The 24,729-nt window shown below is 67.9% G+C and carries 31 protein-coding genes; 14 read left to right on the top strand and 17 right to left on the bottom strand.

From position 1 onward, the window contains the following. Positions 1–28 precede the first annotated feature (28 nt). Complete coding sequence (locus tag ASE02_RS08225) at positions 29–514, top strand: cysteine hydrolase family protein (RefSeq protein ID WP_200957640.1); 486 nt, start codon at positions 29–31, stop codon at positions 512–514. 61 nt (positions 515–575) lie between these two features. Here the strand turns inward: ASE02_RS08225 and ASE02_RS08220 are convergent, their stop codons facing one another. Further along, positions 576–1,148, bottom strand: a complete 573-nt coding sequence (locus ASE02_RS08220) for a CAP domain-containing protein (protein ID WP_082601949.1) — start codon at positions 1,146–1,148, stop codon at positions 576–578. A gap of 176 nt (positions 1,149–1,324) precedes the next feature. Here ASE02_RS08220 and ASE02_RS08215 point away from each other — a divergent pair, with 176 nt between their 5' ends. Beyond that, entirely contained in the window at positions 1,325–2,035 is a 711-nt protein-coding gene (locus ASE02_RS08215; protein WP_156405967.1) for a hypothetical protein, read from the top strand. On the opposite strand, the gene ASE02_RS08210 is transcribed toward ASE02_RS08215, so the two are convergent. Continuing rightward, entirely contained in the window at positions 2,036–2,899 is an 864-nt protein-coding gene (locus ASE02_RS08210) for a hypothetical protein (protein ID WP_056733024.1), read from the bottom strand. Between the two features lie 25 nt (positions 2,900–2,924). After that, complete coding sequence (locus tag ASE02_RS08205; protein ID WP_056733021.1) at positions 2,925–3,494, bottom strand: OmpA family protein; 570 nt, start codon at positions 3,492–3,494, stop codon at positions 2,925–2,927. 206 nt (positions 3,495–3,700) lie between these two features. Between ASE02_RS08205 and ASE02_RS08200 the strand changes: the two genes are divergently transcribed. Further along, a complete protein-coding gene (locus ASE02_RS08200; RefSeq protein WP_056733019.1) occupies positions 3,701–4,375 on the top strand; it encodes a hypothetical protein in 675 nt (224 codons plus the stop codon). Between the two features lie 116 nt (positions 4,376–4,491). Further along, positions 4,492–4,959, top strand: a complete 468-nt coding sequence (locus tag ASE02_RS08195; protein ID WP_156405966.1) for a hypothetical protein — start codon at positions 4,492–4,494, stop codon at positions 4,957–4,959. Positions 4,960–4,998: 39 nt separating this feature from the next. On the opposite strand, the gene ASE02_RS08190 is transcribed toward ASE02_RS08195, so the two are convergent. Then, on the bottom strand, positions 4,999–5,457 hold the full coding sequence (locus tag ASE02_RS08190) for a hypothetical protein (protein ID WP_056733016.1): 459 nt from the start codon (positions 5,455–5,457) through the stop codon (positions 4,999–5,001). A 165-nt stretch (positions 5,458–5,622) separates the two neighbouring features. Then, positions 5,623–6,210 (bottom strand): PEPxxWA-CTERM sorting domain-containing protein, encoded by a 588-nt coding sequence (locus ASE02_RS08185; protein ID WP_082601948.1) that lies wholly within the window; start codon positions 6,208–6,210, stop codon positions 5,623–5,625. A 435-nt stretch (positions 6,211–6,645) separates the two neighbouring features. Here ASE02_RS08185 and ASE02_RS08180 point away from each other — a divergent pair, with 435 nt between their 5' ends. After that, complete coding sequence (locus ASE02_RS08180) at positions 6,646–7,062, top strand: hypothetical protein (protein ID WP_156405965.1); 417 nt, start codon at positions 6,646–6,648, stop codon at positions 7,060–7,062. 13 nt (positions 7,063–7,075) lie between these two features. On the opposite strand, the gene ASE02_RS08175 is transcribed toward ASE02_RS08180, so the two are convergent. After that, positions 7,076–8,002: a LysR substrate-binding domain-containing protein gene (locus ASE02_RS08175; protein ID WP_056733012.1), complete on the bottom strand. Its 927-nt coding sequence runs from the start codon at positions 8,000–8,002 to the stop codon at positions 7,076–7,078. 98 nt (positions 8,003–8,100) lie between these two features. Between ASE02_RS08175 and ASE02_RS22275 the strand changes: the two genes are divergently transcribed. Beyond that, positions 8,101–8,271, top strand: coding sequence for a hypothetical protein (locus ASE02_RS22275; RefSeq protein WP_156405964.1), 171 nt, complete (start codon positions 8,101–8,103; stop codon positions 8,269–8,271). A 172-nt stretch (positions 8,272–8,443) separates the two neighbouring features. Here the strand turns inward: ASE02_RS22275 and ASE02_RS08170 are convergent, their stop codons facing one another. Beyond that, complete coding sequence (locus ASE02_RS08170; RefSeq protein ID WP_056733010.1) at positions 8,444–8,701, bottom strand: DUF3297 family protein; 258 nt, start codon at positions 8,699–8,701, stop codon at positions 8,444–8,446. A 140-nt stretch (positions 8,702–8,841) separates the two neighbouring features. On the opposite strand from ASE02_RS08170, the gene ASE02_RS08165 reads away from it, so the two are divergent. Beyond that, the gene (locus ASE02_RS08165) at positions 8,842–9,225 is read left to right on the top strand and encodes a hypothetical protein (protein WP_056733008.1); all 384 of its coding nucleotides are present in this window, start codon (positions 8,842–8,844) and stop codon (positions 9,223–9,225) included. A gap of 34 nt (positions 9,226–9,259) precedes the next feature. Here ASE02_RS08165 and ASE02_RS08160 read toward each other — a convergent pair whose 3' ends face one another. Beyond that, entirely contained in the window at positions 9,260–10,642 is a 1,383-nt protein-coding gene (locus ASE02_RS08160; RefSeq protein ID WP_156405963.1) for a PLP-dependent aminotransferase family protein, read from the bottom strand. 82 nt (positions 10,643–10,724) lie between these two features. Between ASE02_RS08160 and ASE02_RS08155 the strand changes: the two genes are divergently transcribed. Beyond that, entirely contained in the window at positions 10,725–11,144 is a 420-nt protein-coding gene (locus ASE02_RS08155) for a DUF983 domain-containing protein (protein ID WP_369818530.1), read from the top strand. Here the strand turns inward: ASE02_RS08155 and ASE02_RS08150 are convergent. After that, a complete protein-coding gene (locus ASE02_RS08150) occupies positions 11,141–11,752 on the bottom strand; it encodes a TetR/AcrR family transcriptional regulator (RefSeq protein WP_056733002.1) in 612 nt (203 codons plus the stop codon). The two genes, ASE02_RS08155 and ASE02_RS08150, sit on opposite strands and share 4 nt — an antisense overlap. 99 nt (positions 11,753–11,851) lie before the next feature. Between ASE02_RS08150 and ASE02_RS08145 the strand changes: the two genes are divergently transcribed. Continuing rightward, the gene (locus ASE02_RS08145) at positions 11,852–12,325 is read left to right on the top strand and encodes a PaaI family thioesterase (RefSeq protein WP_056733001.1); all 474 of its coding nucleotides are present in this window, start codon (positions 11,852–11,854) and stop codon (positions 12,323–12,325) included. Between the two features lie 56 nt (positions 12,326–12,381). Next, a complete protein-coding gene (locus tag ASE02_RS08140) occupies positions 12,382–12,906 on the top strand; it encodes a GNAT family N-acetyltransferase (protein ID WP_056732999.1) in 525 nt (174 codons plus the stop codon). A gap of 334 nt (positions 12,907–13,240) precedes the next feature. Here the strand turns inward: ASE02_RS08140 and ASE02_RS08135 are convergent, their stop codons facing one another. Together ASE02_RS08135 and ASE02_RS08130 are read right to left on the bottom strand one after the other, a co-directional pair. After that, a complete protein-coding gene (locus ASE02_RS08135) occupies positions 13,241–13,606 on the bottom strand; it encodes an EthD domain-containing protein (protein WP_056732997.1) in 366 nt (121 codons plus the stop codon). Between the two features lie 4 nt (positions 13,607–13,610). Then, positions 13,611–14,330 carry a dienelactone hydrolase family protein gene (locus ASE02_RS08130; protein ID WP_056732995.1) on the bottom strand — a complete coding sequence of 240 codons (720 nt, stop codon included), beginning with the start codon at positions 14,328–14,330 and terminating at the stop codon, positions 13,611–13,613. A gap of 136 nt (positions 14,331–14,466) precedes the next feature. Here ASE02_RS08130 and ASE02_RS08125 point away from each other — a divergent pair, with 136 nt between their 5' ends. Further along, entirely contained in the window at positions 14,467–14,826 is a 360-nt protein-coding gene (locus ASE02_RS08125) for a nuclear transport factor 2 family protein (protein ID WP_056732993.1), read from the top strand. Between the two features lie 105 nt (positions 14,827–14,931). Continuing rightward, positions 14,932–15,141 carry a dodecin gene (locus ASE02_RS08120; RefSeq protein WP_056732991.1) on the top strand — a complete coding sequence of 70 codons (210 nt, stop codon included), beginning with the start codon at positions 14,932–14,934 and terminating at the stop codon, positions 15,139–15,141. A 7-nt stretch (positions 15,142–15,148) separates the two neighbouring features. Here the strand turns inward: ASE02_RS08120 and ASE02_RS08115 are convergent, their stop codons facing one another. After that, the gene (locus ASE02_RS08115) at positions 15,149–15,784 is read right to left on the bottom strand and encodes a DsbA family protein (protein ID WP_056732990.1); all 636 of its coding nucleotides are present in this window, start codon (positions 15,782–15,784) and stop codon (positions 15,149–15,151) included. A gap of 176 nt (positions 15,785–15,960) precedes the next feature. Here ASE02_RS08115 and ASE02_RS08110 point away from each other — a divergent pair, with 176 nt between their 5' ends. After that, positions 15,961–16,470, top strand: a complete 510-nt coding sequence (locus tag ASE02_RS08110) for a GNAT family N-acetyltransferase (protein ID WP_056732988.1) — start codon at positions 15,961–15,963, stop codon at positions 16,468–16,470. A gap of 142 nt (positions 16,471–16,612) precedes the next feature. Here ASE02_RS08110 and ASE02_RS08105 read toward each other — a convergent pair whose 3' ends face one another. Continuing rightward, entirely contained in the window at positions 16,613–17,218 is a 606-nt protein-coding gene (locus ASE02_RS08105; protein WP_056732986.1) for an FMN-dependent NADH-azoreductase, read from the bottom strand. Positions 17,219–17,329: 111 nt separating this feature from the next. Here ASE02_RS08105 and ASE02_RS08100 point away from each other — a divergent pair, with 111 nt between their 5' ends. Beyond that, the gene (locus ASE02_RS08100; RefSeq protein ID WP_056732984.1) at positions 17,330–18,307 is read left to right on the top strand and encodes a LysR family transcriptional regulator; all 978 of its coding nucleotides are present in this window, start codon (positions 17,330–17,332) and stop codon (positions 18,305–18,307) included. On the opposite strand, the gene ASE02_RS08095 is transcribed toward ASE02_RS08100, so the two are convergent. From ASE02_RS08095 to ASE02_RS22930, 4 genes are all read right to left on the bottom strand, one after another. Next, positions 18,304–21,189, bottom strand: coding sequence for a TonB-dependent receptor (locus tag ASE02_RS08095; RefSeq protein WP_056732982.1), 2,886 nt, complete (start codon positions 21,187–21,189; stop codon positions 18,304–18,306). The two genes, ASE02_RS08100 and ASE02_RS08095, sit on opposite strands and share 4 nt — an antisense overlap. Before the next feature lie 398 nt (positions 21,190–21,587). Further along, positions 21,588–22,271: a ParA family protein gene (locus ASE02_RS08090; RefSeq protein WP_056732980.1), complete on the bottom strand. Its 684-nt coding sequence runs from the start codon at positions 22,269–22,271 to the stop codon at positions 21,588–21,590. 104 nt (positions 22,272–22,375) lie between these two features. After that, positions 22,376–22,963 carry a hypothetical protein gene (locus tag ASE02_RS08085; RefSeq protein WP_056732979.1) on the bottom strand — a complete coding sequence of 196 codons (588 nt, stop codon included), beginning with the start codon at positions 22,961–22,963 and terminating at the stop codon, positions 22,376–22,378. Positions 22,964–22,982: 19 nt separating this feature from the next. Continuing rightward, the coding region (locus ASE02_RS22930) for a hydantoinase B/oxoprolinase family protein (protein ID WP_235536644.1) at positions 22,983–24,729 on the bottom strand (1,747 nt) is incomplete at its 5' end.

Here is a 24,729-nt window from a genome sequence, read left to right as displayed (position 1 = left end):
GGTCTTGCCGCGCAGGCCGCAATGAGGTTTGGCCTCGCCGATGAAACAGGCGCTTCTCATCGTCGATGTTCAGCCGAGCTTCTCGCCTCCGGCTGAGCTGGTCGGCGACATCGCCGCGCTGGCGGCGTTAATGCCCAGCGTCGCGACGGTCGAGCGGCACGACGAGAGCGTCACGCCGTTTGAACGCCAGCTCGGCTGGAAACCCGGCCCTGCCGACGACAGTCTGGTCCTGGCCGATCGCATCTTCGTCAAGCACGGCTACCTGCCGCCGCCGGAGGCGATCGCGCATTTGCGCAGCCTAGGGACCCAGCGTGTGCTGGTCTGCGGCATTCAGGCCGACACCTGCGTTCTGGCCGCCGGCTTCGCGCTGTTCGACGCCGGGCTGCATCCGACGCTGATCCCATGGCTCTGCATCGGCTCGTCCCTGGATCGCTCGGGCGAACTGGGCGCGCGCCTGTGGCGGCACCACTTCGGCGCAGTCCTGACGCATCCCGACGAGCTGATGATCGGCTGACGCCGCAAGTTCCTCTCCCTTGGGAGAGGCTAGGTGAGGGGGCCGCGAAGCGGCGCGCCGCCTATCGTTCCACAAACGCCCCGGCGTAGTCGATGACGCACATCGCGCCATAGGTCCTGTGGCCGTTACAGGCGACGCCCGCGGCCTGGTAGCTGCGGCGGAAGATGTCCTTGCGGTGGCCCCGGCCGGGCACCCCGCTGTCGATCACTAGCTGGGCGACGACGTCGCGCGGATCGTCATAGCCGTAGGAGATGGCTTCGGCGCTGAGGCCCGCCCAGACGCCATGGCGTTGCAGCCGCTGACCGAGGGCCTCCCGGCCGTGCCCCTCGCCGCCTCGCTGCGCCTGGGTGCGGGCATGGGCGTCTGCCGCCGCGGTCAGGCCGGGGTGGGCGCGCAGGGGCGGCAACGGCGGCTGGTTCATGAGGAAATCGACGGCCTCGTCGAGAGCGTCCGGATCGTTGTGGCGCAGGTCGCTGCGCCGAAGCTCGCGGGCGTATTGCGCCGGATGGGCGCGGGCGAAGTTGAGCTCGGCCAGCACGTCGTCCTCCAGCGGGCCGGCGGACGCGCTGTGCGGCGCCAGGAGAAGGGGGAGCAGTCCGATGAGCGCCCAAACGGGCGTCGTGGCCATACGCATGCTGGCATCCGTCGATGTAAGTCCCCCAAGGACAGCTTTGGCCGTGAGTCGGGGGGATGCGCCCTGCGGCAAAAACGTCAGCGGGCGGGCAGGGGCGTGTTATGCGGCGACGGGTTCGCCGGCCCTAATTTGAGCAACCTTCGAGGCTTGGTTCCGACCTCATGTGGATATCGTCCGTGCGAAGCTTGTTGGCGGCCCTGATCGCCGTTGTGCTGCTCGCGGGCGGCCCCGCTCTGGCCCAGAACTCCCCCGACGCCCAGCGTGTGCTCAACCGCGCGCGCGCCGCGTCGGGCGGCGCCGGGTGGAACGTGCTGCGCGGCCTGCACGAGGTCGGCCAGGATGACGGGGTGCGCTATGAGCGATGGCTCGACCCGCTTCGCTACGGGGTTCGCACCGAGACCCACACGCCCGCCGGCAAGCATGTGCAGGGCTATAACGGCGCCGCCGAGTGGCGGATCCTGACCAGCGGGATCGCCACGGGATCGATCGAGCCGAAGGTGCTGGCCCAGATCCGCGCCGACGCCTTCTTCGGCGCCTACGCCTATTTCTATCCGAGCCGCTTTGATCTGCGCAGCGTGCACCTGGGGGTGCGGACCAGCCAGGGGCGGTCCTTCGAGGTGTTGCGGGTCCAGCCTGCGAGCGGCAAGCCCTGGGAGCTGTGGTTTGACCGGGGCACCGGGCTGCTGGGCCTGATGGTCGAGGTCGCCGCCCGGCCGATGACGGTGGAGCTGTCGGACTATCGCCGGGTCGGACCGGTGCTGATCCCGTTCCGCTCGAAGACCTACGGCGGTGATCTCATCCGCCCCAAGGAGCGTCAGCTGGAGAGCATCGATTTCCGGCCTGCCGACCGCAATCTGTTCAGCCTGCCGCCGCCGACCGCGCCCTAGTCAGCGCTTGGAGGGCCCACGGCCTTCGGCGAACAGCATGTCCGACCATCGCCATTGACCGCCGTCGCCGGCGACGAGGCGTGGAGATCCGGGGCCGTCGTTCAGCGAAATCACGATCAGGCCGCGCACCGGCTGGGCGCGGCAGGCTTCGGGAGCGAAGGCGATCTCCCACATCATCGCCTCGCGGACCGCGGCCAGGCCGCCGCCCTCCTGGCCCGAGTGCCTGATCCAATCGCCGTTCCAGACCATCAGGGGCTTGCCGTTGTGCGCCTGGGCGACGGCGGCCTGGACGCGGGCGTCCTTGCGCAGTTGGCTTTGCAGCCAGCGCAGCATGTCGCAGGAGCCGCCACGGCCGGTCCCATTACCGCCGGCCGGGCCTGAGCCCGCCGTCGCCGCGCCGGCCAGTTGGGCGGCGCTGACCTCGACGCCTGCGTCCGCCGCCGGGGCCTCGCCGGCCGGCAGCGGTTTGACGGTCACCGGGGTGGGCGTCGGCCGGAAGGCGGTCTTGCGCGGCTTGGGCGGGACGGGTTTGGGCGGGGTCGGTGTGGGCGGGGCCGGCGCGGCTGCGGCCGGGGCGGGACTCGGAGCGGGCTCCGGGTCCGGGGTCGGCTCAGGCGTCGGCGGCTTGGGTGGTTCGACCAGCCTCGGCGCGACCATCTGGACGATCATCGGTTCAGGCGGGAGCGGCGGTGGCGGCTCGGCCTGGACGTTGAACAGGGCCAGCACGATCAGCCCGTGGGCGGCCAGGCTGAAGGCCGCCGTGATCGGCCGGCGCCGCTGCGCCAGCCAATGGCGGACCCGCGCCGCAAGACCCGGAGGGCCATGCGGCGCGGGGCCGAAATCGAAGCCGGTTTCGGCGGCCATTACGCTGTGAACTCTTTATGCGACTCTAGGCCAGGACGATCAGCACGACCCGGCGGTTGGCGGCGCGGCTGGCCTTGTCGCCATTGGTCGCCGCCGGCGCGTCGGCGCCGTAGGAGATGGTCGAGATCCGGTTCAGCGCCACGCCGTGCTTGCTCAGATAGCGACGCACGGCCTCGGCCCGCGCCTCGCCCAGTCGATAGGCGCCGGCCTTGCCCTCGGTGGCGTCGGTGTGGCCCTGGACCTCGATATAGACGTTGCGGTTGTCGGTGGTCAGCTTGCCGACAAAGGCGTCGAGCCTGGCCTGCGCCTCAGGCGACAGGGTGGCCTTGCCGGCCGGGAACTTGATGCTGTCGTCGGACAGCATGGCCGAATAGACGAACTTGCCCTCGGCCAGCTTGCCGGCGTCGGTCGCCCGTTGCATCGCCTCGCGGGCGGTTTGGTCGACCCCTTGCAGTTTCGTCTCGTGGCCGCTGATGCGGGCCGACACAGCTCCGAACTGCTCGTTGACGAAGTCCTTGGTGGCGCAGCCGCCCAGGCTGGCCGCGCTCAACAGCAGGACCCCCGCGATCACAAGCTTGGACCTATGTGCGTTCATAAAATTTCCTCCGTCACGGTTCACCTGAACCGTCAGCTCCCCGACGGACTCTCCATCAAGTCCGAAAGGGGCGGTTTGTGGGCGTAGCTTGACCGTAGCGACAGACTGGCGTGGCGAAGATTTGAGCGGGGGCTGGCGGGGGCGCGCCTGACACCCCTATGCTTGAGATCAAGTTCCGGCGTGAATCGCGAAGCTGAGATCGGTGCATGGACTTCATAAAATTCATCCGGTCCCTCGAAGAGTTTCTCTACGAAGTCCTGACCTGGATTCTGTTCTATCCGCGCACCCTATGGCTGGTCGCGCTGCATCCGATCCAGTCGCTGCAGTATTCGCTCGCCGAACAACAGGACCCGGTCGAGGAACAGTACGCCGATCGGGTGAGCCCGCCGCTCTGCCTGATGTTGACCCTGGTCATCGCCCACATGGTGGAGCTAGCGGCGCATATCAAAGGGGTGCAGGACGTGTCCGGGCCGCTGTCGATCGTGACAGGGTCGCAGCAGAACCTCTTGATTCTGCGTTCAGTGGTCTATGCGCTGTTCCCGCTGATGTTCGCCGCCGAAGAGGTGAGGCGCAGCGGCCAGCCCCTCAACCGGACCACGCTTCGCGCGCCCTTCTTTGGCCAGTGCTATCTGGCCTCCTTGTTCACGGTGTTCATCAGCGCGGCGGGCATCCTGGCTCAGGAGCCGTCGGGCGAGATGCGGGGGGTTGGGTTCGCCATCTTCCTACCCGCGACGCTCTGGTACGCCGTCATTCAGATCAGATGGTTCCGGTTGAGCTATGGGCTGACGTGGCTGCGAGCGACGGTCACCGTACTGGTCGCGCTGGGCAAGGCGGTGGCCGTCATCTTCCTGGGCGCGCTGCTTGTCGGTCTGGCGGCGTGAGTCGCGGCTGGCGCCGATCCTGAACCTTGAGGCGGGTTAGGGCGTTAACTGTCCCAGCTACGCACGGTCAGGCCGTGCGCTGGGACCCGCGCTCGATCTGCTCGGAGGACAGCAGCGTGAATTTCAGGCTTCGACATGCGGCCCTCGCCGCACTGGGTTTGGCGTTGCTGGGCGGCGGAGCCCAGGCCGCGCCGTTCGACGCGGTCAGCTTCCGCAAGGGCGAGAGCGCGCTGGTCTATGACGTGGGCAGCCTCACCCGGAACGGGGTGTCGGCCCAGGCGTGGGTCTATCTTATCGTCCGCAGTCCGATGGACGGGGCCAGCATGGTGGCGACCTATCGCGAGTTCGCCTGCGACATGGGACAGACCCGCGACGTGTCGCGGCGCTTCGTCTCGCCCGAGGGGGTCACCCTGCGCGCCGTGGAGGCGCCGGGGGAATGGCAGACGGTCAATCCAGGCGATGAACGGTTCGAGCTGCTGGGCAAGGTTTGCGCTGGCAAGCCGACCCGGGTGTCGGGCCAGAAGATGTCGGTGTTCGACTATCAGACGGTCGTGCGCGACGCCCTGACGAGCGGCGCGCGATGACGTCACGGCCCCGCGTCGAAGCGGGGCCGCATTGATCCGTCAGCAGGCGTACTGGCGGGTGATGGTGATCGGACGACCGCTGTAGCGGTCATAGACCCGCTCACGACTGGTGCAGACACGCGAGCCGTAGGCGTAGCGGTTGGGGGCATATCCATAAGGCTGGCGGCCGCCATAGTAGCCGTCGCCGTAGTAGCCGCCGTTGGCGTAGCCGTTGTTGTAATAGCTGTCGCCGTAATAGCCGCTGTTGTAGTCCGGCTGATAGGCGTAGCCGCCGCCATAGTAGGACGACGAGCGACGGTTGTTGCTGCTGGAGCTGGCGATGGCCGCGCCCAGCGCCAGGCCGACGATCCCGGCGGCGATGGCCGCGCCGGTGTTGTCCTTCTTGCCCCGATGACGATCATAGTAGCGATAGGGCTCGGCCTGCGCGGTGGTGGCGGCCGAAGCGACGCCGCCGGCGACAGTCAGGGCGACGAGTGCGGTTGTAAGTATCTTTCTCATACTGACCTCCTTCCGGCTTGGTCCAGAAGAGGATGGCCGGGTTCAGGGTGCAGTCTTTCAAAATTATGCTGAATGCAGGCTGAATGGACCTGAGGCCTGGTCGTCAGGCGCGAAAAAGGGCGAGGACTTCTGTCCCCGCCCTCTTCGTATGCCCTGACGAGAGGGTCAGGCCGTGATGGAGAGGATGCGCTTGCGGCTGCGAAGCGCCTGTCCGGCGAGCCCGAAGCCGCCGATCATCAGCGCCCAGGTGGCTGGCTCCGGCACGGCCGACGAGGCGGTGACGAAGGCGTCGATGGCGCCGGCGTTGTCGGCGCTGTTGGAGTCCCAGTAGTAGAGGTTCAGGGTTCCAGCGCCCCAGGCCGTGCCCGTGTAGCTGGTTCCCAGAACCTTGAAGACGCCGCCGATTTCACCGACCAGCGTGCCGAAGGCGGCGGTCAGGCCGTTCTGCGTCCAGGTTCCGAAGTCTTGGCCGATCAGGGTTCCGGCGGCTTCGCCGGAGTTGTCGGAGCCGGTGGCGAACAGGTCGCCGATCAGGCCGTTGGCGTTCGACCAACGGGGCAGGGCGCCAGCGCTCCAGAGATCGCTGGGCGCGACATTGACGGTGAAGTTCTGACCACCGGTCAGGCTGATCGTGGAAGCCCCTACGCCGCCTGACGACGAGTTGGCTTGAGCGCCCACAACATAGACCGCGGCTTCCGCCGCGGAGGCCGACGCAAGTCCGACCACGAAAATCGTCGCTGCTAGAAGTTTCATGACAAATCCCAAGTTGGCCCGTTACCGAGCGTTCACCAAGAAACCGCCCCCACCGGTTGTCCTAGAGCAGACGCCATGAATCTCCACTCAAAAATAACCATGTCGCGAAAGTTTATCATGACTGCCTTGTTCATGAACATGAACGCTGAACTGTAAGTCATCAGCAATCTGAACAATCGCCGTGTAGGTTCCTGCAAATTTATTCTAATGCCGTCCGTGACTTAGGGGGCGGGCTCGCCCGATGGGCGAAAGCGCGGGCGCGGCGTGGTTCGCAGATCTCGGAATCTCTATCTGCGCGTGTTTTGGGCAGAGCTTCAGAATGCGGCGCGCGCCCGTCGGAGCGGTTTTCGCTGTCATCAGTGCGCCTTGATTGGCGCCATAAGCGTTCCGCTCTTAACGCCGCCCAAGTCGGGGCGGTCCAGCGTGGAGCGCTTCGTGACCAAATTTCCCATGGCGATTCTGATCGCGACTTTGGGTCTGGCGGCCTGTCAGCCTGGCCAGAAGAGCGCGAGTGGGGCGCAAGGGGGCGATCCGTACGCCGGGCTCGACGGCGCCATCAAGACCTGGCACGCCGACATCAAGGCAGGCGACGAGCAGTGCAAGGGCCGGCCGGAAGGCCAGCAATGCCGGGCGTTCGAAGTGGCCTGCAAGGGCGAGCGGAAGGTCACGCCGCAGGATGCGGAGAGGGGCGTCTCGGCCAAGGTGGCGGTGGCCATGGGCTGGGAGGGCTGGGATCCCAAGCGCTCCGAATATCGCTCGGCCTCGAGCGCGGTCGAGTTCCAGAAGGTTGGCGGCGAATGGAAGCGCCTGGCCATCGGTCCGGTAAACCTTTCGACCTGCGTGGCCTCATAAGGTCTGGCCGCGTTCAGGACCCGCGGCGCGAATAGGGCGCGATCGCCGGATCGTCGGCGACGCAGGCCAGCAGCCAGTCGCGGAAGGCCTTGATCTTCGGCGCGCGGGCGCGGTCGGCCGGGTAGGCCAGCCAATAGCCGTCGTCGTAGTGGGCGTAGATCTCGAAGGGCGCGACGAGGCGCCCGGCGGCGATGTCGGCGGCGAAGAAGAACGGGCAGGCCAGGGCGACCCCCTGGCCGCCGATGGCCGAGGCGACCTCCAGGGTCTGGCTGTCGCCGGTCAGGCGCGGCGTGGCGGCGCCCTGGCGTTGCGATCCGACGCCGGCGGCGGCGAACCAGACCTCCCACTCCTCCGGCACGCCGATCAGCGGCGCGTTCAGCAGGGCCTCGGGCTGGGCCAGGCCCCCCAGGCGCTCGCGCATGGCCGGGGTGCAGACCGGGGTGTGGATGTTGGGGAACAGGTAGTGGCTCTCCAGGCCCGGCCAGTCGCCCGACCCGCTGCGCAGCGCGACGTCGATGTTCTCGCGCGCCAGGTCGACGATCCGCGAGGAGGTGTCGAGGCGCACCGCGATCTGCGGGTGCTGAAGCTGGAAGGCGCCGATCCTGGGGGCCAGCCACTGGTTGGCGAAGGTGGTCAGCGAGGTGATGGCCAGAACGCCCTCTCCGGTCTCGCTGAGGTCGGCCAGGGCGGTGCGCAGGATGCTCATGGCCTCGGTCGCCGCGCGCGACAGCCGCTCGCCCGAGGCGGTCAGGGCCACTTCGCGTGGGCGCCGGAGGAACAAGGCCTGATCCAGTCGCCGCTCCAGCGCCTTCACCTGCCAACTGACCGCGGCCTGGGTGATCCCCAGCTCCTCGGCGGCGCGGGTGAAGCTCTTCAGGCGCGCGGCCGCCTCGAAGACCCGGATGGCGCTGAGCGGGATGGTGGCGAGGATGTCTGGCATAAGCTGAGCTAATGCATAGAGCAGGAGGACGCGTTTGTCACCAATCGCCGTTCGGCCGATATTGCCCTTACGGACAAGGATCTGGAAGGAGAAGGGCGATGGAAGAGTTGCATAGACTGCATAAGGACGTTCCCTTCGGCTGGGTCGTCTGGCTGCAAGAGGTGTTCGGTGAGCGCGCGCGCAAGGCCGCGGTGCGCGACCAGCGGGCCCCGGCCACGCGCGTCTGCCAGCAACCTGGCGGCCTGCACCATCTCGCCGGCCCGCATTAGGCGGATCTAGGGCTTGGCGGCAGGGCCGACCCTGCCTGGACACCTGATCGGGCAGGATCTGGCTCGATCGCGCTCAAAGCTCGCGTTCGGAGGCGATGGGTCCCGGTCTTGCTGCGCAAGCCGGGATGACATGGGTTGAGGGCGGACCTTCCCCAGCAAGGGGGAAGACGCGCTACTCGGCCTGGTCGAGGTCCTGGAAGTAGGGCTCGACGGTCCCCTGCAGCTTCACGGTCATGGCGTTGCCGTTGCGGTCGACCGTCTTGCCGACGCTGAGCCGCACCCAGCCTTCGCTGACGCAGTACTCATCGACATTGGTCTTTTCGACGCCCTTGAAGCGCACGCCGACGCCGCGCTCGAGGGCGGCGGCGTCATGATAGGGGCTGGCCGGGTTGACGGACAGGCGGTCGGGCGGGGTCTGGGCGTCGCTCATGTCGCCCGATTAGCCGTCCTGGGCCAGATTGCCAATCCTCGATCGCGGGCCCGCGTCGTCGTCAACACCCCCTTAAGTCGCCTCCCGTCAGACTTCGCTCGCCCTCCGCATCCGAGGGGCCTTGCGACCGGGAGGTCGGAATGTCGGTGACCAGGACGTCCAGCGTGCGTCGGACCAGCGATCACTTCGAGCCGGAGGCGACGTTAGACCCTCAGGCCCAACGTCGTTTGCGCGGTCAGATCGAGCAGATCGACTACACCGCCTACGCCTCGAACCGTGAGGTGATCGGGCAGGTGTTGGGGCAGGCCGACGCCGAGAAGTTCCAGAAGCTGGCGGTCGGCGCCGCCCTGGCCCGCGCCCAATGGGTGGCCGAGGCGCTGGCGCTCACCGAGACGCCCCATCCCCTCACCGCCGAGCAGACAGCCAAGCTTTCGCGGATGCGCGCGGCCTATGAGGAGCTGACCGAGGCCTATGAAGCCATGCGGCGGATGGTCGAGCGCGGATACCTCAGCTTCGGCGCCTAATAGGAGCGCTGCTTGGTGCCCCAGTGGCCCATGCCTAGACAACCAGTCGCCTGTCGTCCGGACGGGCGGCGAGAATGGCGGCGACGCCTTGCAGGGCCAGGGTCAGCACCGACTGCTTGGCCGGGCCGCCGAGCGAGATCCGCAGGCCGTTGCGATGGTTCGGCCCGGCCGCGAAGGCGTCGGCGGTGACCAGCGACAGGCCGCGCCGATGGGCGACCTCGCGCAGGCGCTCGCCCGGCCAATGGTCGGGGAGGTCGAGCCAGAGGTGGATGCCGTCCGCCTGGCCCGTCGCCTGGGGCAAGATCGCGCGGGCGATGGCTTGGCGCTCAGCGGCTTCGGTGCGGATCGCAGCCAGCAGCCGTTCGGCCGCGCCCTCGCGGATCCAGGCGGTGGCGATGGCGGCGGTGAGCGGCGAGGTCATCAGCGAGATCGCCCGCAGCGCCTCGGAGAGGTCGCGGGCGGCCGCCGCGCTGGGCGCGGCCACGAAGGCGGTGCGCAGGCCAGGCGACAGGCATTTCGAGGTGGTGGCCACGTACCAGGTCAGGTCCGGCGCGAGGGAGGCCAGGGCGGGCAGGGGCGCCGTCGGCAGCCGGCCATAGGCGTCGTCCTCGATGATCGGCACGCCGGCCGTGCGGGCGACACGGGCGATTTCGCGGCGGCGCTCCAGGCCCATGGTTGTCGCGGTCGGGTTCTGCAGGGTGGGGATGCAGTAGATCGCCTTGGGGTCTTGCTCGGCGCAGAGCCGGGCGAGGTCCTCGGGTTTGAACCCCTCGGCGTCGACCGGGCAGGCGAGCAGCCGCAGGCCGCGATGGGCGGCGATGGCGCGGACGCCGGGATAGGTCAGGGGCTCGACGATGAGGGCGTCGCCCCGCCGCATGGTCATGTCGAGGATCGCGGCCAGGACGCTCTGGGCGCCGGGGGCCAGCAGCATGCGGTCGGGAGAAACCTCGCCCAGGCACGGCGCCAGCCAGGTCGCGCCGGCGCTGCGCTGGGCGATGGACCCGGCGCCGGGGTGGTAGGCCATCAGCGCCTGGGCGTCGGTGCGCTCGAGGACCGAGCGCGCGGTCTCCTTAAGCAGGGCGGCGAAGTTCAGCCCCTTGGGCGGGGGCGGCAGGTTCATGCTGAGGTCGATCATCCCGACCTCGTCGTCGTCGGTGCGGCCGGCCACGAAGGTGCCGCGCCCTACGGCGCCTTCGACTAGGCCCCTGGCGCGCGCGGCGCTGTAGGCGCGGGTGACGGTGGTGAAATCGACACCCAGCACGCCGGCCACGGTGCGTTGCGGCGGCAGTTGTTCACCGGGCTGCAGTTCGCCCTCGCCGATGGCGGTTTCGAGGGCGCTCAGGATGGCCAGATAGATCGGGCCCTCCGTACGGTCGACGCGGCGCAGCCAGCGGGCGGTGGTCAGGTCGGACGCCACGGGGTTGCCTTTTGCTGCTGAGATCCATACATTGATAGTCGAATGTAGGTATCAATACAACAATTGTATGCAGGACGTGTCGATGCCCTCCTATGATCCTCCGCTGCCGATCATCTCGGGTCTCCGTTGCCGTTGCCCGCGTTGCGGTGAAGGCAAGCTGTTCCGCGGCTTCCTGACCGTCGACAAGGAATGCTCGGTCTGCGGCCTGGACTTCTCGTTCGCCGATCCGGCTGACGGCCCGGCCTTCTTCGTGATGACCGCGGTCGGCATGGTGGTGATCGCCGTCTTCGCCTGGATGGAGGTGGCCTATCACCCGCCGCTGTGGGTGCATTTCGTCACGGTGTTTCCGGCCCTGATCATCGGGTGCCTGGGCTGCCTGCGGCCGGTGAAGGCCTGGATGGTGGCCTCGCAGTTCTTCCACAAGGCCGAAGAGGCGCGCTTCTCGAGCCTGGGCGCTCACGGCGAAGGCGGCTTTGGCCTGCGCGGCAAGGCGCGCGACTAAGGCGGCGCGCGCCGCTTCGGCGCGGCGTGACCGAGATAGAGCCGGCCCAGGCGGACCAGTTCGTCCTCGAACTCCTGGGAATGCAGGAAGTCGGCGTCTTCCATGACCGCCGCGCGCATCGCGCCCTGCACCGCCCGTGTCAGCACGAAGGCCGCAATGGGCGATAGCGGCGCGCCGTCGGCGTCGACCAGCGACATTTCCACCGGGCCGTAGCCGGCGCTCAGCTCGGCCGGATCGGCGTGGGCGAGCAGGGCGGCGACCGCCGCGCGCCGGGCTTTCGTGCGGCCGCCGAAGGCGTGCAGGAAGGTGCGGATGACCGCACGGTCCAGGGCCAGGTCTCCGGTTTCACCGGCGCGCAGCGCGGCGTGAGCGGCCGCGTAGGCGTCGTGTTCACGGCGGCCGAGGGCGGCGAGGATCGCCTGCTTGTTCGGGAAATAGCGGTAGAGCGTGCCGACGCTGACCCCGGCCCGCTCGGCCAGGGCATTGGTGTTGAACCCGGCCTCGCCCGCGCTCTCCAGAAGCTGAGCCGCAGCCTCCAGCACCACTTCGATGGTTGTGTGCGACCGTCGCTGAGTCGGAATTTTCCGGGTCTTTTCAGCAGCTTTCATCGTGAAGCTCCGGCCACGCTCAAACTCTGGAACCTGAGTAACAGAAGGTGAGCATTGCTCATATCCTTAGCCGAACGACGCGTTTTGGAAAGGGATGCAATGACCTGGGCGACCGAACGACTTGAGGCCTTGCAGGCCGGCGCGATCACGCCGCCGCCGGTGGTGCAGACGATGAAGCTGGGCCTGTTCGATGACTGGGGCGAGGGCTGGGTGCGCAAGAGCTGGGAGCCCTGCGCCGAGACGCAGAACCACGACGGCTCGTTGTTCGGCGGCTATATCGCCGCCCTGGCCGACCAGGCGATCGCCTTTGCGACGATGAGCGTCCTGCCCGCCGAGATGGTGTTCCGGACCATCAATCTGCAGGTCAACTTCATCCGGGTCGTCCGCAGCCAGCCGCTGCGGATCGAGGCGAGGGTCGTAGCCCAGACCCGCCAGATGATCACGGTGCGCGCCGAGTTCCGGCGCGAGGACGGCGAGTTGATTGCCGAGGCGACCGGCCAGCAACTGCTGATGTCGTTCGATCGCTGGCCGGCCGAGCGGGCGGCGATGACCGAGCAAGCGACCGGTGGCTGAAAACCGCGCCGCCCGCCTGGCTGATCGATTATGAAGGCGCCAGGAGGCGATGGCCCATGGCGTCAGGACAGATCGATATCGAGGTCGCGGCGGCGGCCGAGCGGCCGCTGATCGAGGGCCTGTTCCAGTTCTACGTCTACGACTTCTCGGAACTGGAGCCGGCCGGGTCCGAGGCTTTCGAGCCGGGGTCGGACGGTCTGTTCGCGCCCTATCCCTATATGGACAGCTACTGGAGCGATGAGACCCGCACGCCGCTGATCATCCGTCAGGGCGGCCGGCCGGTGGGCTTTGCGCTGCTCAACGCCGCCTCGCACAGCGGGGCTGCGGTGGATCGCAACATGGCCGAGTTCTTCGTGATGCGGAAACATCGCCGGGGCGGGGTGGCGAGCGCGGCGGTGCGGGCGATCCTGACCCGCTACCCGGGACGCTGGGAGGTCGCCGTCGCCGAACGCAACGTCACGGCGCGCGCCTTCTGGCCGCGCGCCGTGGCCGCCACGCCGGGCGTGCGGGACCTGACGACCTTGCAGGGCGACGGGGAGCATTGGACCGGACCGATCCTCAGCTTCGTCGTTCAGCCTTGAACAGCGTGATTTATTTTGGGGTCGCCGGGAACGCTCCGGCTTCCGGCGAATTGATAAGATGCGGCGGCTAAGACGCCCCCCCGACTGAAGTCGCCGCCACCGGCCCCGGCCCTCCAACAGGAGTGTCGGGGCTTTTCATTTCAGGGGGTTAGATCCGTGTCCGGATCAACTGCGACAAGAATGGCAATTGGCTGAACCTGCTCGGCGAGTCATAAGGTCGCCACGTTTTGACGCGGCGCCGGCATGGCGACGAGGTCAGCCTGTGGGGACAGGCGAGGGCGCTTTCGGCCAGGTCGGAAGCGCCCTTTTCATGTCCGGCCGCCCGGCGCGGGCTTCAGAAGATCACCCGCTCCTCGCCCCACCACAGCGGCGAGCGCGAAAGGTCGATGAAACGCTGCTCGTCCTCCAGCAGCAGGCGCCCGGCGGCCTTGGCCGCCTCGTCGTCGGCGCTGGCGGCCAGGTCCTCGAAACTGTCCCACCAGAGCTGGGCCACGCCGTCATAGCCCTCGGGACCGCCGCGCACGGTTCGCAGGCCCTCGGAGATCTCGGCCGGCAGGCTGTGCATCTGGACATAGCGGCGGATGCGCAGCGGCTCGCGCACGCTGGCGACCAGCGGGGCGTGGGTGTTGAACCAGTAGTCCTGGAAGCTCTCGCGGGTGAACTCGGGCCGCCGGACCAGGGCGAAGGTCAGCTTGATCATCGCTCTAGACCAGGACTTCGCCGAGGAAGCCGGCCATGCCGGTCCAGGCGCGGTGGGCGGTGGCCGCATGATACTGGATGCCCATCTCCGGGCTATTGGCCTGGGGCGCCATGAAGGCGTGCATCGCGCCGCCGAAGGCGTGGATCTGCCAGTCGGCCTTGGCCTTGGTGAGCTCGGCGCCAAGGGCGACGACGTCGGCGGGCGGGACCATCGGGTCGTCCCAGCCGTGGAAGGCGATGACCTTGGTCGTGATCGGATCAGCGATCGGCAGGCCGGGCGGGGTGAACAGGCCGTGGAAGCTGGCCACGCCCTTGAGGCCCGCGCCGGCGCGGGCCAGGTCGAGCACGCAGAGCCCGCCGAAACAGAACCCGATGGCCGCCAGCCGGCCGCCGTCGAGCTCGGGCAGGCCCCCCGCCACCTCGACCACATGCAGCAGGCGTTCGCGCAGCGCCGCCCGGTCGCTGATCAGCGGGGTCATCAGGGCCTCGCATTCCTGCGGCGTCGATCCTCGGCGGCCCTTGCCGTAGAGGTCGACGCAGAAGGCGCCGTAGCCAAGGCCCGCCAGCTTGTGGGCGAACTCCTCCTGGCCCTCGGAGCGTCCCTCCCAGCCATGGAAGACCAGCACGCCGGGAACGGGAGCCTTGGCCCCCTCGGGCAGGACGAGAGCGCCGTCAAAGGGCGCGCCATGCTGGTCGTAGGCGACGGTGCGAAGCTTGGTGTCCATGGCGTCTTTTCCCTGCTTGCCGGGACGCTAGGCGCTTGAGGACCCGGCCCGCAAGGCGCCGTCGCTTTACCGCCGAGGTAATCGCGCGGCCTCGCGCAGACGGCGATGGTGGGGTCATCAACACGGAGCAGCCGACATGACCAACGCAGCCGACATCGCCGAAACCTACATCGCCGCCTGGAACGAGACCGACGCCAAGGTCCGCCGCGCCCTGATCGCCGACACCTGGAGCGCCGACGCCATCTATATGGACCCGATGGCCGCGGTGGAGGGCCATGCGGGCGTCGACGCCCTGATCGCTGGGGTGCACGAACGCTTCCCAGGCTTCCGCTTCGAACTGATCGGCGAGGCCGACGGCCACGGGGAGAACGTCCGCTTCTCCTGGGGCCTGGGCCCGGCCGGGGCCGACGCCCCGATCAAGGGCACCGACTTCGTCCAGGTCGAGGATGGGCGGCTGAAGGTCGTCACCGGGTTCCTGGATCAGGTCCCGGGCTAAGGCCAGGCCGCCGAACGTCGGACGCCGGGCTCCCCCTCGGCGTCCGGCAACCTCGCGGCCGGCGGCCCGTTCCTCTCGCAGGGATGAACCCTAGGGAGGCCCGCCATGTCCGCGGACAATGTCTACAAGATCCTGGAGCTTACCGGCTCGTCGACCACCAGTATCGAGGACGCCATCCAGACCGCCATCGCCAAGGCCGGCGCGACCGTGCGCGGCATCGGGTGGTTCGAGGTGCTGCACACGCGCGGCCACGTGGAGAACGGCAAGGTCGCTCACTTCCAGGTGACCCTGAAGGTCGGCTTCACCCTGGAATAGCCACGGCCTAGGGCTGGGTTCCCAGCCACTGGTGCAACACTGACAGGACCTGATCGGCGGGTTGGAAGCCGCGATTGACGACGCCGTAGGCGCCCTCCTCGTTGGGTCCGCCCACCAAGGTCGGGAAGCCGGTGACGCCGGCCTTCTGGGCGATGGCGTAGTCGTTCCAGGTCTCGTGTTTCAGGTCGTCGGTGTCGAAGTCGGCGAGGAAGGCCTGCCGGTCGACGCCGAACTCGGCGGCGAGGTCAGCCAGGACCTGCGGATCGGTGACATTTTGGCCTTCCGCATAGAAGGCGTGGTGCAGGCGGCGCAGGAAGGCGAGCGCCTTCTCGCCGTCCTCGCGCCGTACCCGAACCACGGCGCGGGCGGCCGGATCGGTGTCGTAGAGAAAGCCCTCGCGGTCGAGCACGGCGCCGTCGAAGGGCAGGCCGGTGGCCTCCTGCACGTGGCCCCAATGGGTCTTCAGCTCGGCCTTGGCCGCATCGGTGGTCGGCGTGTCGGTTCCCGGACGCAGGCCGCCCATCACCAGCTGGATCGGCAGGGCGCGGCCGAAGTTCTCGCGGATCTGCTGGATGACCGGCGAGAAGCCGTAGCACCATGAGCACATGGGGTCGGCGAAGTAGATCAGGCGGGGCGTTTCCATGGCGGCGATCCTGGCTGCTTGGCGCGAGGTTGTTTGCGGGACTATGTATGTGCAGCCGGCAATTTCGGCGAGCCTTCCGGAGTTCACGATCCTTGAAAGCCTGACCCGCGACCTCGCGACAGCTTCGAACGGACGGCGCGGCCGCCCAAGGATCCATTCCAGTTTCGGACACTCCGATGACTCACGACCTGCGCCTGCGCGCGGCCACCCGCTCTGAAATCGAACATGTGCGCGAGATCGAGCGCGCCTCGGCGACCCGGTTCCTCGGCACGGCGCGGGCCGCCTTGGCCCACGACGAGCCCACCGACGCCCAGACCCTGGCGCAGCGGATCGACAGCGGCGGGCTGCTGGTCGCCGAGGATGAGCGGCGGGCGGTGGCCTTCGTGATGTTCCGGGAGGTCGAGGGCTGCGGCTACATCGAGCAGATCGATGTCCTGCCCTCGCACGCGCGGCGCGGGATCGGGGCGGTGCTGATGGAGGCGGTGGCCGAATTGGGCCGCGCACGGGGTTGGCCGGCGCTGACGCTCTCGACCTTCAAGGATGTGCCGTTCAACGCGCCATACTATCGGCGGCTGGGGTTTGTGGATGTCGAGACGCTGACGCCCGGCATGGCGCAGATCCGCGCCGAGCATGAGGCTCGGGGTTTGGACGAGCGCGCCCGAGTGTTCATGCGGCGAGAGATTTAGTCCCCACACCGTCGTCATCCTCCGGGCTCGCGAAGCGAGATCCGGGGGGACCCACGCGGCCTGCGCCATAGCCTGGAGCTCTGCTTGGGTCCCCCGGATCAGCCTGACGGCTGACCGGAGGATGACGAGTGGTTGGTGGGGCCTACGCCGCCAGCTTGGCGAGTTCGGCGCGGCTGTCGGCCAGGGCCTGGTCGCGGGCGTCGGGGCCGTAGCCGATCTTCTCGGCGCGGACGAAGGTCACGTCGGTCAAGCCGATGAAGCCCAGCAGTTGGCGCAGATAGGGCTCCTGGAAGTCGAGCGCCTGGGCCGGGCCTTCGCTGTAGAGCCCGCCGCGGGACTCCACCACGATCACCTTCTTGCCGGAGAGCAGGCCTTTGGGGCCAGCTTCGGAGTAGCTGAAGGTCTCGCCGGCCCGCAGAACATAGTCGAACCAGCTGCGCAGGGTGGTCGGGACGCTGAAATTGTACATCGGGGCGCCGATGACGATGGTGTCGGCGGCGCGCAGCTCGGCGATCAGTTCGTCCGACAGGGCGCGGGCGACTTGCTCGGCGGGCGTGGCGGCTTGCGCGCGGACCCCGGCGACGGTGTCGGGCATCAGGTGTGGGACGGGATTGGCCGCCAGGTCGCGGAAGACGAGCTTGGCGCCCGGATCGCGCTGGGTCAGTTCGGTGACCGCGTCGGCGACGAGAAGGCGGGAGATCGAGGCTTCACCGCTAACGCTGCTGTTCAGAACGAGAATGTTGGACATGACACCCCTCCAGGGGTCGCTGTTGAATGACAGCTGGTAGGTGAGGGTTCCAAACCTGCAACAGTAGGCCCATATTCGGCACCAGATTGTTGCAGTATAGGGAACGCCGCCGTGGAGCTGGACGACATCAGGGCCTTTGTCGAGGTGGCCGAGGCCGGCGGGTTTGGGCGGGCCGGGACGCGGCTTGGCCTGTCGAAGTCGATGGTCAGCCGCCGGGTCGCGCGGCTGGAGGCCGAGCTTGGCGCGCAACTGCTCAGCCGCACCACGCGTGGGGTGGCGGTCACCGAGGCGGGCGTGGAGTTCAAGGACCACGCCGAGCGCGTGCTGGCCGAACTGGACGCCGCCCGCGACGCGCTGGCCCAGCGCGGCGACGAGATCGTCGGCAGCCTGCGGGTGGCCGCGCCGCTGTCGTTCGGCATGACCCATTTGGCGCCGGTGCTGGCGGAGCTGGCGGTCCGGCATCCGAAGCTGCAGATCGACGCCTCCTATAGCGACCGGTTCGTCGACCTGATCGGCGAGCGCTACGACGTGGCGGTGAGGGTCGGCAGGCTGGAGGACTCCAGCCTGGTCGCCCGCAAGATCGCCCCTATCAAGGGGGCGGTGATGGCGAGCCCGGCCTATCTGGCGGCGCACGGCGTACCCCAGCGCCCGGAGGACCTGATCGGCTGCGAGGCGCTGATGCAGGGTTCGGAGGTCTGGCGGTTCCAGGATGGACGCAAGACCATCACCCTGCGCCCGGAGGGGCGGTTCAAGGCCGATAACGGCCAGGCGCTGCTGGCGGCGGCGGTGGCTGGGCTGGGGGTCGCGATGCTGCCGACCTTCCTGGCCGGCCCGGCGATCGAACGCGGCGAGGTGGTGCCGCTGTTGCTGGATTTCCCGATGTCGGAGGGCGGGCTCTATGTGGTCCGGCCGCCGCCGGCCGGGCACATGCCGGGCAAGGTCCGGGCGCTGACCGAGCTGTTGATCGAACGGTTCGGCGGCGCGCCCTATTGGGACGTCTGCTACGCCCACCTCGACGCACGCGAACAAAAAAAGGCGGCTCCCGAAGGAGCCGCCCCAGTCGTCGTTCTTGAGGGGGAAGACCTCTAGAACTTCTTGGTGATACCGACCTTGTAGTAGCGGCCGAGCGGATTGGCCGTGAAGGGGTCGTAGCTGAGGTCCAGACGGGCGAAGCCCGGGTCCTGGTCGAAGACGTTGATCACCGCGGCGGTCAGCGTCGTCTCCCAGGGCAGGAAGACGCGATAGCTCAGGTCGTTGGTGACGAAGGCGTCGATCTTCCGGCCGTTCTGGTTGGTCAGGAAGGTCGAGGAGTCGCCGCGGGTGTCGATCATGTCGTCGACGTAGCGGACGGTCCAACGCACGTTGTGCTCGCCACGGCTATATTCGGCGAAGGCGCTGCCCTTCCACTGCGGCTGCGAGCCGTAGCCGAGGTAGTCCATCTTGCCGACATAGTCGGTTTCCTTGGCGGTCACGACGCCTTCGATCGTGGTCTGGGCGACCACGTATTCCAGCACGTAGGTGACATCGAGGCCGAAGTTCATGTCGCCGCTGAACACGTCGCGCAGCTTGTAGTTGGCCGAGAAGTCGAGACCGCTGGTCTTGATGTCCGGGCCGTTCACGTACTGGTGGCGGATGCGGTTGATGTTGCCGGCCTTGCAGGAACCGTCGTCGGCGAAGGTGATCCGCGATTGCAGAGCGGCGAAGGCCGCCAGGCCGCAGTTGTTCTTGCCGGTCGGGCCGTTCGGGAAGATCGCGTTGAGAATCTGGGCGCCGCTCTCGTTGTTGATCGGGCCTTCGAAGTCGAAGCTCCAGTAGTCGAGGGTGGCGCGGAAATCGCCAGCTTCGAAGATGGCGCCCAGGTTCAGGGTCTGGGCCTTTTCAGGTTCCAGATCCGGGTTGCCCCACAGGTCGAAGGCGCGATAGCCGCCGGCCGCCGTCGCATAGGACAGGTTGGTGGTGGCGGTGTTGGCGGTCTGGGTCTGCGGAGGCGCGCGGAAGGTCGAGCCGGCCGAGGCGCGGAACGCCAGCCAGTCGGTCGCTTGCCACTTCAGGGCCACCTTCGGGTTGGTGGTCGAGCCGATGGCCCCGCCGTAGTCCTCGTAGCGGATCGCGAAGGTGCCGGTCAGGGTGTCGGTGAACGGCATCTGGAATTCAGCGAAGGCCGCGCCGACGCTCTGGTCGAGGTCGTAGTCGGCCAGGGCGCCGAAGAAGCTGAACGGACCGTTCTGAGCCACGCAGGTCGCGCCCGGATTGACCGAGGAGTCGGCGCAGGGGCTGACGGCGATGTTGGTGTTGTCGTTGTTCTGACGCTCCACGCCGTTCCAGCGGTATTGCGCGCCGGCGGCCCAGGCCAGTTGGCCCGCGCCGAAGTCGATCGGCAGTTGGCCGTTGAACACCAGGTCGGCGGTCAGCATCTGCGAGCGCAGCTTGTAGCCGTAGTCGCCGTAGATGTAGTCGAGCACTTCACGGCTGTTGGCGGTGGCGGCGTTGTAGTTCGGGTTGACCCGACCATCGATGACGTTCTGCTTCACGCCCGACGAGAAGGGGTTGAACCACAGGCAGCCGTTCTGGCCCGGGGTCGTGCCCTGGCAGTTGTTACCGCCCAGGCCGCGCAGCGCCATTTGCAGCTTGCCGACCAGGATGTCCGGGGTGGCGATCTCGGCGTTGGAGTCCATGTAGGTGACGGCCGCGTCCCAGCCGATGCCGCCGCCGAATTCGAACTTGCCCTTCAGGCCGGCCGACACGCGATAGGTGTCGAAGTAGCGCTGGTCATGCTTGGCGCCGCCGCCGAACAGGTCATTGCCGCCCGCGCCGATCGGGCGCCAGGCGATGGTGGTCAGCAGGCCGTTGGCGCCGGCCGACGCGGCTTGAGCCGGGTTCAGCTGGCCGGCCGCGATCAGGGCTTGCAGGCCCGGGTTGGCGCCGGGGATGTAGAAGCCGCTTTGACCCTGGGTGGTGATGGCCGAGGTCGGGATGTTGTTCGGCGGATAGGACGGCGAGGAGTGCTCGTTGGCGACGTCGTGGGCCGCGTACAGCACTTCGGCGTGGAACTTCGTCGACTCGGTGAGGTCGAAGTTGATCTCGCCGTAGATCTGATAGTGGTCTTCTTCTTCGATCAGGTTGTTGAACCCGATGAATTGGAACTGGCAGCTGGTGGTCAGCGGGCCGGAGATGGCCGCGCAGCCGGGGTCGATCAGCCCGGTGTTGAACGCTGAGCTGGCGTTCGCCTTGCTCAGATAGGTGCCGGGGTTGCCGAAGCCGGACCAGCCGCCTTGCGGGTTTTCAGCGAACGAGCGAATGGCGAAGTCACGCTCGGTGACCGGCAGTTCGGTGCGCTTGCGATAGCCGGCGGTCAGCAGGATGTCGGCGTTGTCGCCTTGCCAGCCATAGGCGGCGCTGAGGCCGTACTCGCCGTCCGAACCGGGGATGGCCGAGTAGTTGCCCGAGACTTCCAGGCCCGACAGGTTGCGGCGGGTGATGAAGTTGACGACGCCGCCGACGGCGTCGGAGCCGTAGGTGGCGGCCGCGCCATCCTTCAGCACTTCGACGCGGCCGATGGCGGCCGTCGGGATCATGTTGGTGTCGACATAGATGGCGCCCGGCGAGATCGCCATGCGGCGGCCGTTCATCAGCACCAGGGTGCGGTGCGCGCCGAGGCCGCGCAGGTTCACGTTGCCCGAACCGGTCGATTGGGCGGCGGCGTATTGGTTGGCTTCGCCCAGAACGCCGGACACGGCCGGGATCGCCTTAAGCAGGTCAACCGTGCTCGGCGAGCCTTGCTTTTGCATTTCGTCGGCGCCGATCACGTTGACCGGCAGGGCTGCGTCTTCAGGGGTGCCGGCGATGAACGAGCCGGTGACCACGACTTCTTCGACATCCGCAACGTCTTGCGCGTTGGCGGGGGCGGCCAGGCCCAGGACCGCCAGGAGCGCGAGGGACGAGGCTCCAGCGAGGTATTTAGAATGCAGCATGCGCTTCCTCTAATATAACTACGTTATCGGCCGATATTACGGCTGATTGCGCGAGAGGAATGGCCGCCGGTGGTTAAGAAAGGCAAGTCTCTTTTCTGTTGAGGAAAGAAAACCGTGTTCTAATTATTGTCTATTGCGTCAGAAGTGCCGAAATATCCGTAATATACTGTCGTTATGCGACAAAATCGTACCCAATTTTCGAAATGTGTCGAAAATTCCTCCAGAAATTCAACGGCTGAAACTGCCAGTGACGTCGATTTGGCGTCGCTGCTCAGAAATGTTGCTTTTACGCCACGTCAGCCGAATTTCGTTTTTGAGATTTGGGTATGGCCCATGAGCCATAGAAAAACGGCGTTCAAGGAACAAATTCTACGTACCGACTGTCGCGGTCGCAGTCGCTATTTCGAGACTGCGGTAGGTTGTCCGAGCAGTTCCAGGATCGCCTGCAGATAGGCGTCGGCGTTGGCGCGGGCGGCGGGGACGCCGCTGACGCCGCTGCGAGCCAACTGATCGAAGCCGCCGCCGACTGCGAACAGGGTGCGGAAGGCTTCCTTTTCGATCAGCGGCGTGGAGAGGATCTCGATGTCGCTGGTCCGCAGCTGCTCGACCACTTCCTTCAGCGAGCGCGGCCGCAGGGCGGCCGGCACGCGGGTCAGCAAGGCCCGGTGCGGCAGGGGGCGGCCGGCGCGACGGCCGAACTGCAGCACCATCTCGGCGGCCTTGATCGCCTGGATCGCCTCAAGCTGCGAGGCCGCCAGCGGCGTCACCACCAGGTCCAGCCGCAGGGTGGTGAAGGCCATGGCCCCACGGATCGATCCCTCGGTGTCGAGGATCAGCCAGTCGGGCTGCTTACGCTGGGCCTCGCGCAGGGCGTCGCGCATGTCCTCCAGCATCGGGGCCGGATGGACGGTGATCTTCGCCGGGCGCCCAGGCAACGACGCCCAATGAACCAGCGGCTTGTTGGGGTCGGAGTCGATCATGGCGACTCGATGCCCCATCTCGCTCAGGCCCAGGGCAAGCAGCAGCGCCGCGGTGGTCTTCCCCGCGCCACCCTTCGGATTAACAAAGGCGACAGTTGGCAATCAGGTCTCTTTTCAAGCCGCGGCGGCGGGCGGGCGTAAACCATACCCGTCTGCGACCGGACTATCGACGCTCTCTGTCGTCTCTATGGCCGAAATCGGTCGGCTCAGGGATTGGCGGGCGTCTCGGCGGCGGCGGTGACGCCGGAATCGGCCGGGAGCGCCTCGACGCCTGGGTCAAAGGCGGCGCCCAGCAGCTTGGCCTGTTTTTCCAGCCGCGTGGCGGTGGGGACGCAGCGGGCCGGCAGCGACCAGCTCATCCATTCCTGGGCGACGCGGGCCTTGGGCAGGTTCGCCGCCGCCGCCCAGCCCGAGCGGCCGCGCTGCACGGCGGCGCCGCCGAGCGTGTTGATCGGCTTGATGCTGGCGCGTTCGGCGGCCTCCATGGCGCGGGCGAACAGCTTCAGATCCTGGCGGCTCTGCTTTTGCATGTCGGCATAGACCTTCAGGTCCTCCTTCAGCGAGGAGCCCGGGGCGCGATAGGTGGTCTCGATCCGCGTCACTTCCGGCATCACCTGATCGTGCAGGTCGAGGTAGCCGGTGAGGGCGCCGTGGCACCACGAGACCAGGCCGTAGTCGTCATGCGGCGCGCCGGGCGGGTAGGGCGGCTCGGCGGCCTGCGGCGCGGGCTCGGAGGCTCCGGCGGCGACCGGGTCTTGCGCGAAAAGGGCGAGAGCAAGGAAAAGCGCGGACATGGAACCTCAGGTGTTGTGGTCAGGTAGCCAGGCCGAAACCCCCGCCCCCAGGGGTTTCGATCTCGATGACGTCGCCGGCCGCGACATTAAGCGAAAAGCAGCCGGGGAGTTCCTTTACCGCGCCGTCGGCTGCGATCAAACGCTGAGCGCCGGGCAGGGCCGCCCCGCCGCCGGCGATCCCCTGGGGCGCGTGCTCGCGGCGGGTGGAGAGCAGGGCAGCTTCCATCGGGGCCAGGAACCGGACGCGGCGATAGGCGCCTTCGCCGCCCGCCTGGGCGCCGGCGCCGCCTGAGCCGCGCCGCATGGCGAAGGCCTCGACCCGCACCGGGAAGCGCCGCTCCAGGATCTCCGGGTCGGTGAGGCGCGAATTGGTCATGTGGGTGTGGACGGCGCTGGTCCCGGCCTGGAGCGCGGTGGCGCCGGCCCCGCCGCAGATGGTCTCGTAATACTGGCGGGTCTCGTCGCCGAAGGTGAAGTTGTTCATCGAGCCCTGGGCGTTGGCCATCACGCCGAGCGCGGCGTAGAGCGCGTCCACGACATGCTGGCTGGTCTCGACATTGCCGGCGACTACGGCGGCGGGATAGCGCGGCGCCAGCATGGAGCCTTCGCGGGTGAGGATCTTCAGCGGCTCCAGGCAGCCGGCGTTCAGCGGGATGTCGTCGTCGACCAGGGTGCGGAACACGTAGAGCGCCGCCGCATCGACGATCGCCGAAGGCGCGTTGAAGTTCGAGCCGAGCTGGGCGGCGGAATCGCGGAAATCCAGCACCGCCTCGCCGGCGGCGGCGTCGACCGTGGTGCGCACGACGATCTCGCCGCCGCCATCCATCGGCACGCGGGCCTGCCCATCGGTGAGCTTGCCGATCGCTCGGCGCACGGAGGCTGCGGCGTTGGCCTGGACGAAGGTCATGTAGGCGGCGACGGCGGCGCCCCCATAGGTCTCGATCATCGTGCGGACGGCGCCGGCGCCGGCCAGGCAGGCGGCGATCTGGGCCTTCAGGTCGGCGATGTTGCGGCTTGGCGCGCGTGACGGGTAGCGGCCCGAGGTCAGGGCGGCGCGCACGTCGGCCTCCAGGAAGACGCCGTCGGTCATGATCGGCAGGGCGTCGAGCAGCACGCCCTCTTCCTCCAGCGTATGGGAGAAGGGCGGCATCGAGCCCGGCTGGATCCCGCCGACATCGGCATGGTGGCCGCGCGCGGCGACGTAGAAGGCCGGCGCCTTGGCGTCATCCATGAAGATCGGCATCACCACCGTGATGTCGGGCAGGTGGGTGCCGCCGGCATAGGGATTGTTCAGCGCGAAGGCCTGGCCCGGTTGCAGGTGGGCGTGGCGGTCGCGCACGGCCCGCACGCTGGCGCCCATCGAGCCCAGGTGCACCGGCATGTGCGGCGCGTTGGCGACCAGACCGCCGTCGGCGTCGAAGAGCGCGCAGGAGAAATCGAGCCGCTCCTTGATGTTGACCGAGTGCGCGGTGCGTTCCAGCGCCGCGCCCATGGCCTCGGCCACGCCCATGAAGCGCTTGTTAAACAGCTCCAGGGTGACGGGATCAGGCGTGTCCAGACTGAGCGTCGCGGCCCTGGCGCGCTCGGCGCGGTCCAGCAGGATCATGCCGTCTGGCCCGGCGGTGGCGCTCCAGCCCGGCGGCAGGGCGATCTGGGTGTCGGCACGGATGATCAGGGCCGGGCCGCCAGCGGCGATCAGGGTCTCGGCGGCGATGATCGGGGCTGCGTGGAAGCTGCCGTGGAAGAACATCTGGGTCGTCGGATGC

The organism is Phenylobacterium sp. Root700 (genome assembly GCF_001429025.1).
GTDB lineage: Bacteria > Pseudomonadota > Alphaproteobacteria > Caulobacterales > Caulobacteraceae > Phenylobacterium.
This window is presented reverse-complemented; position numbering and strand designations above follow the sequence as displayed.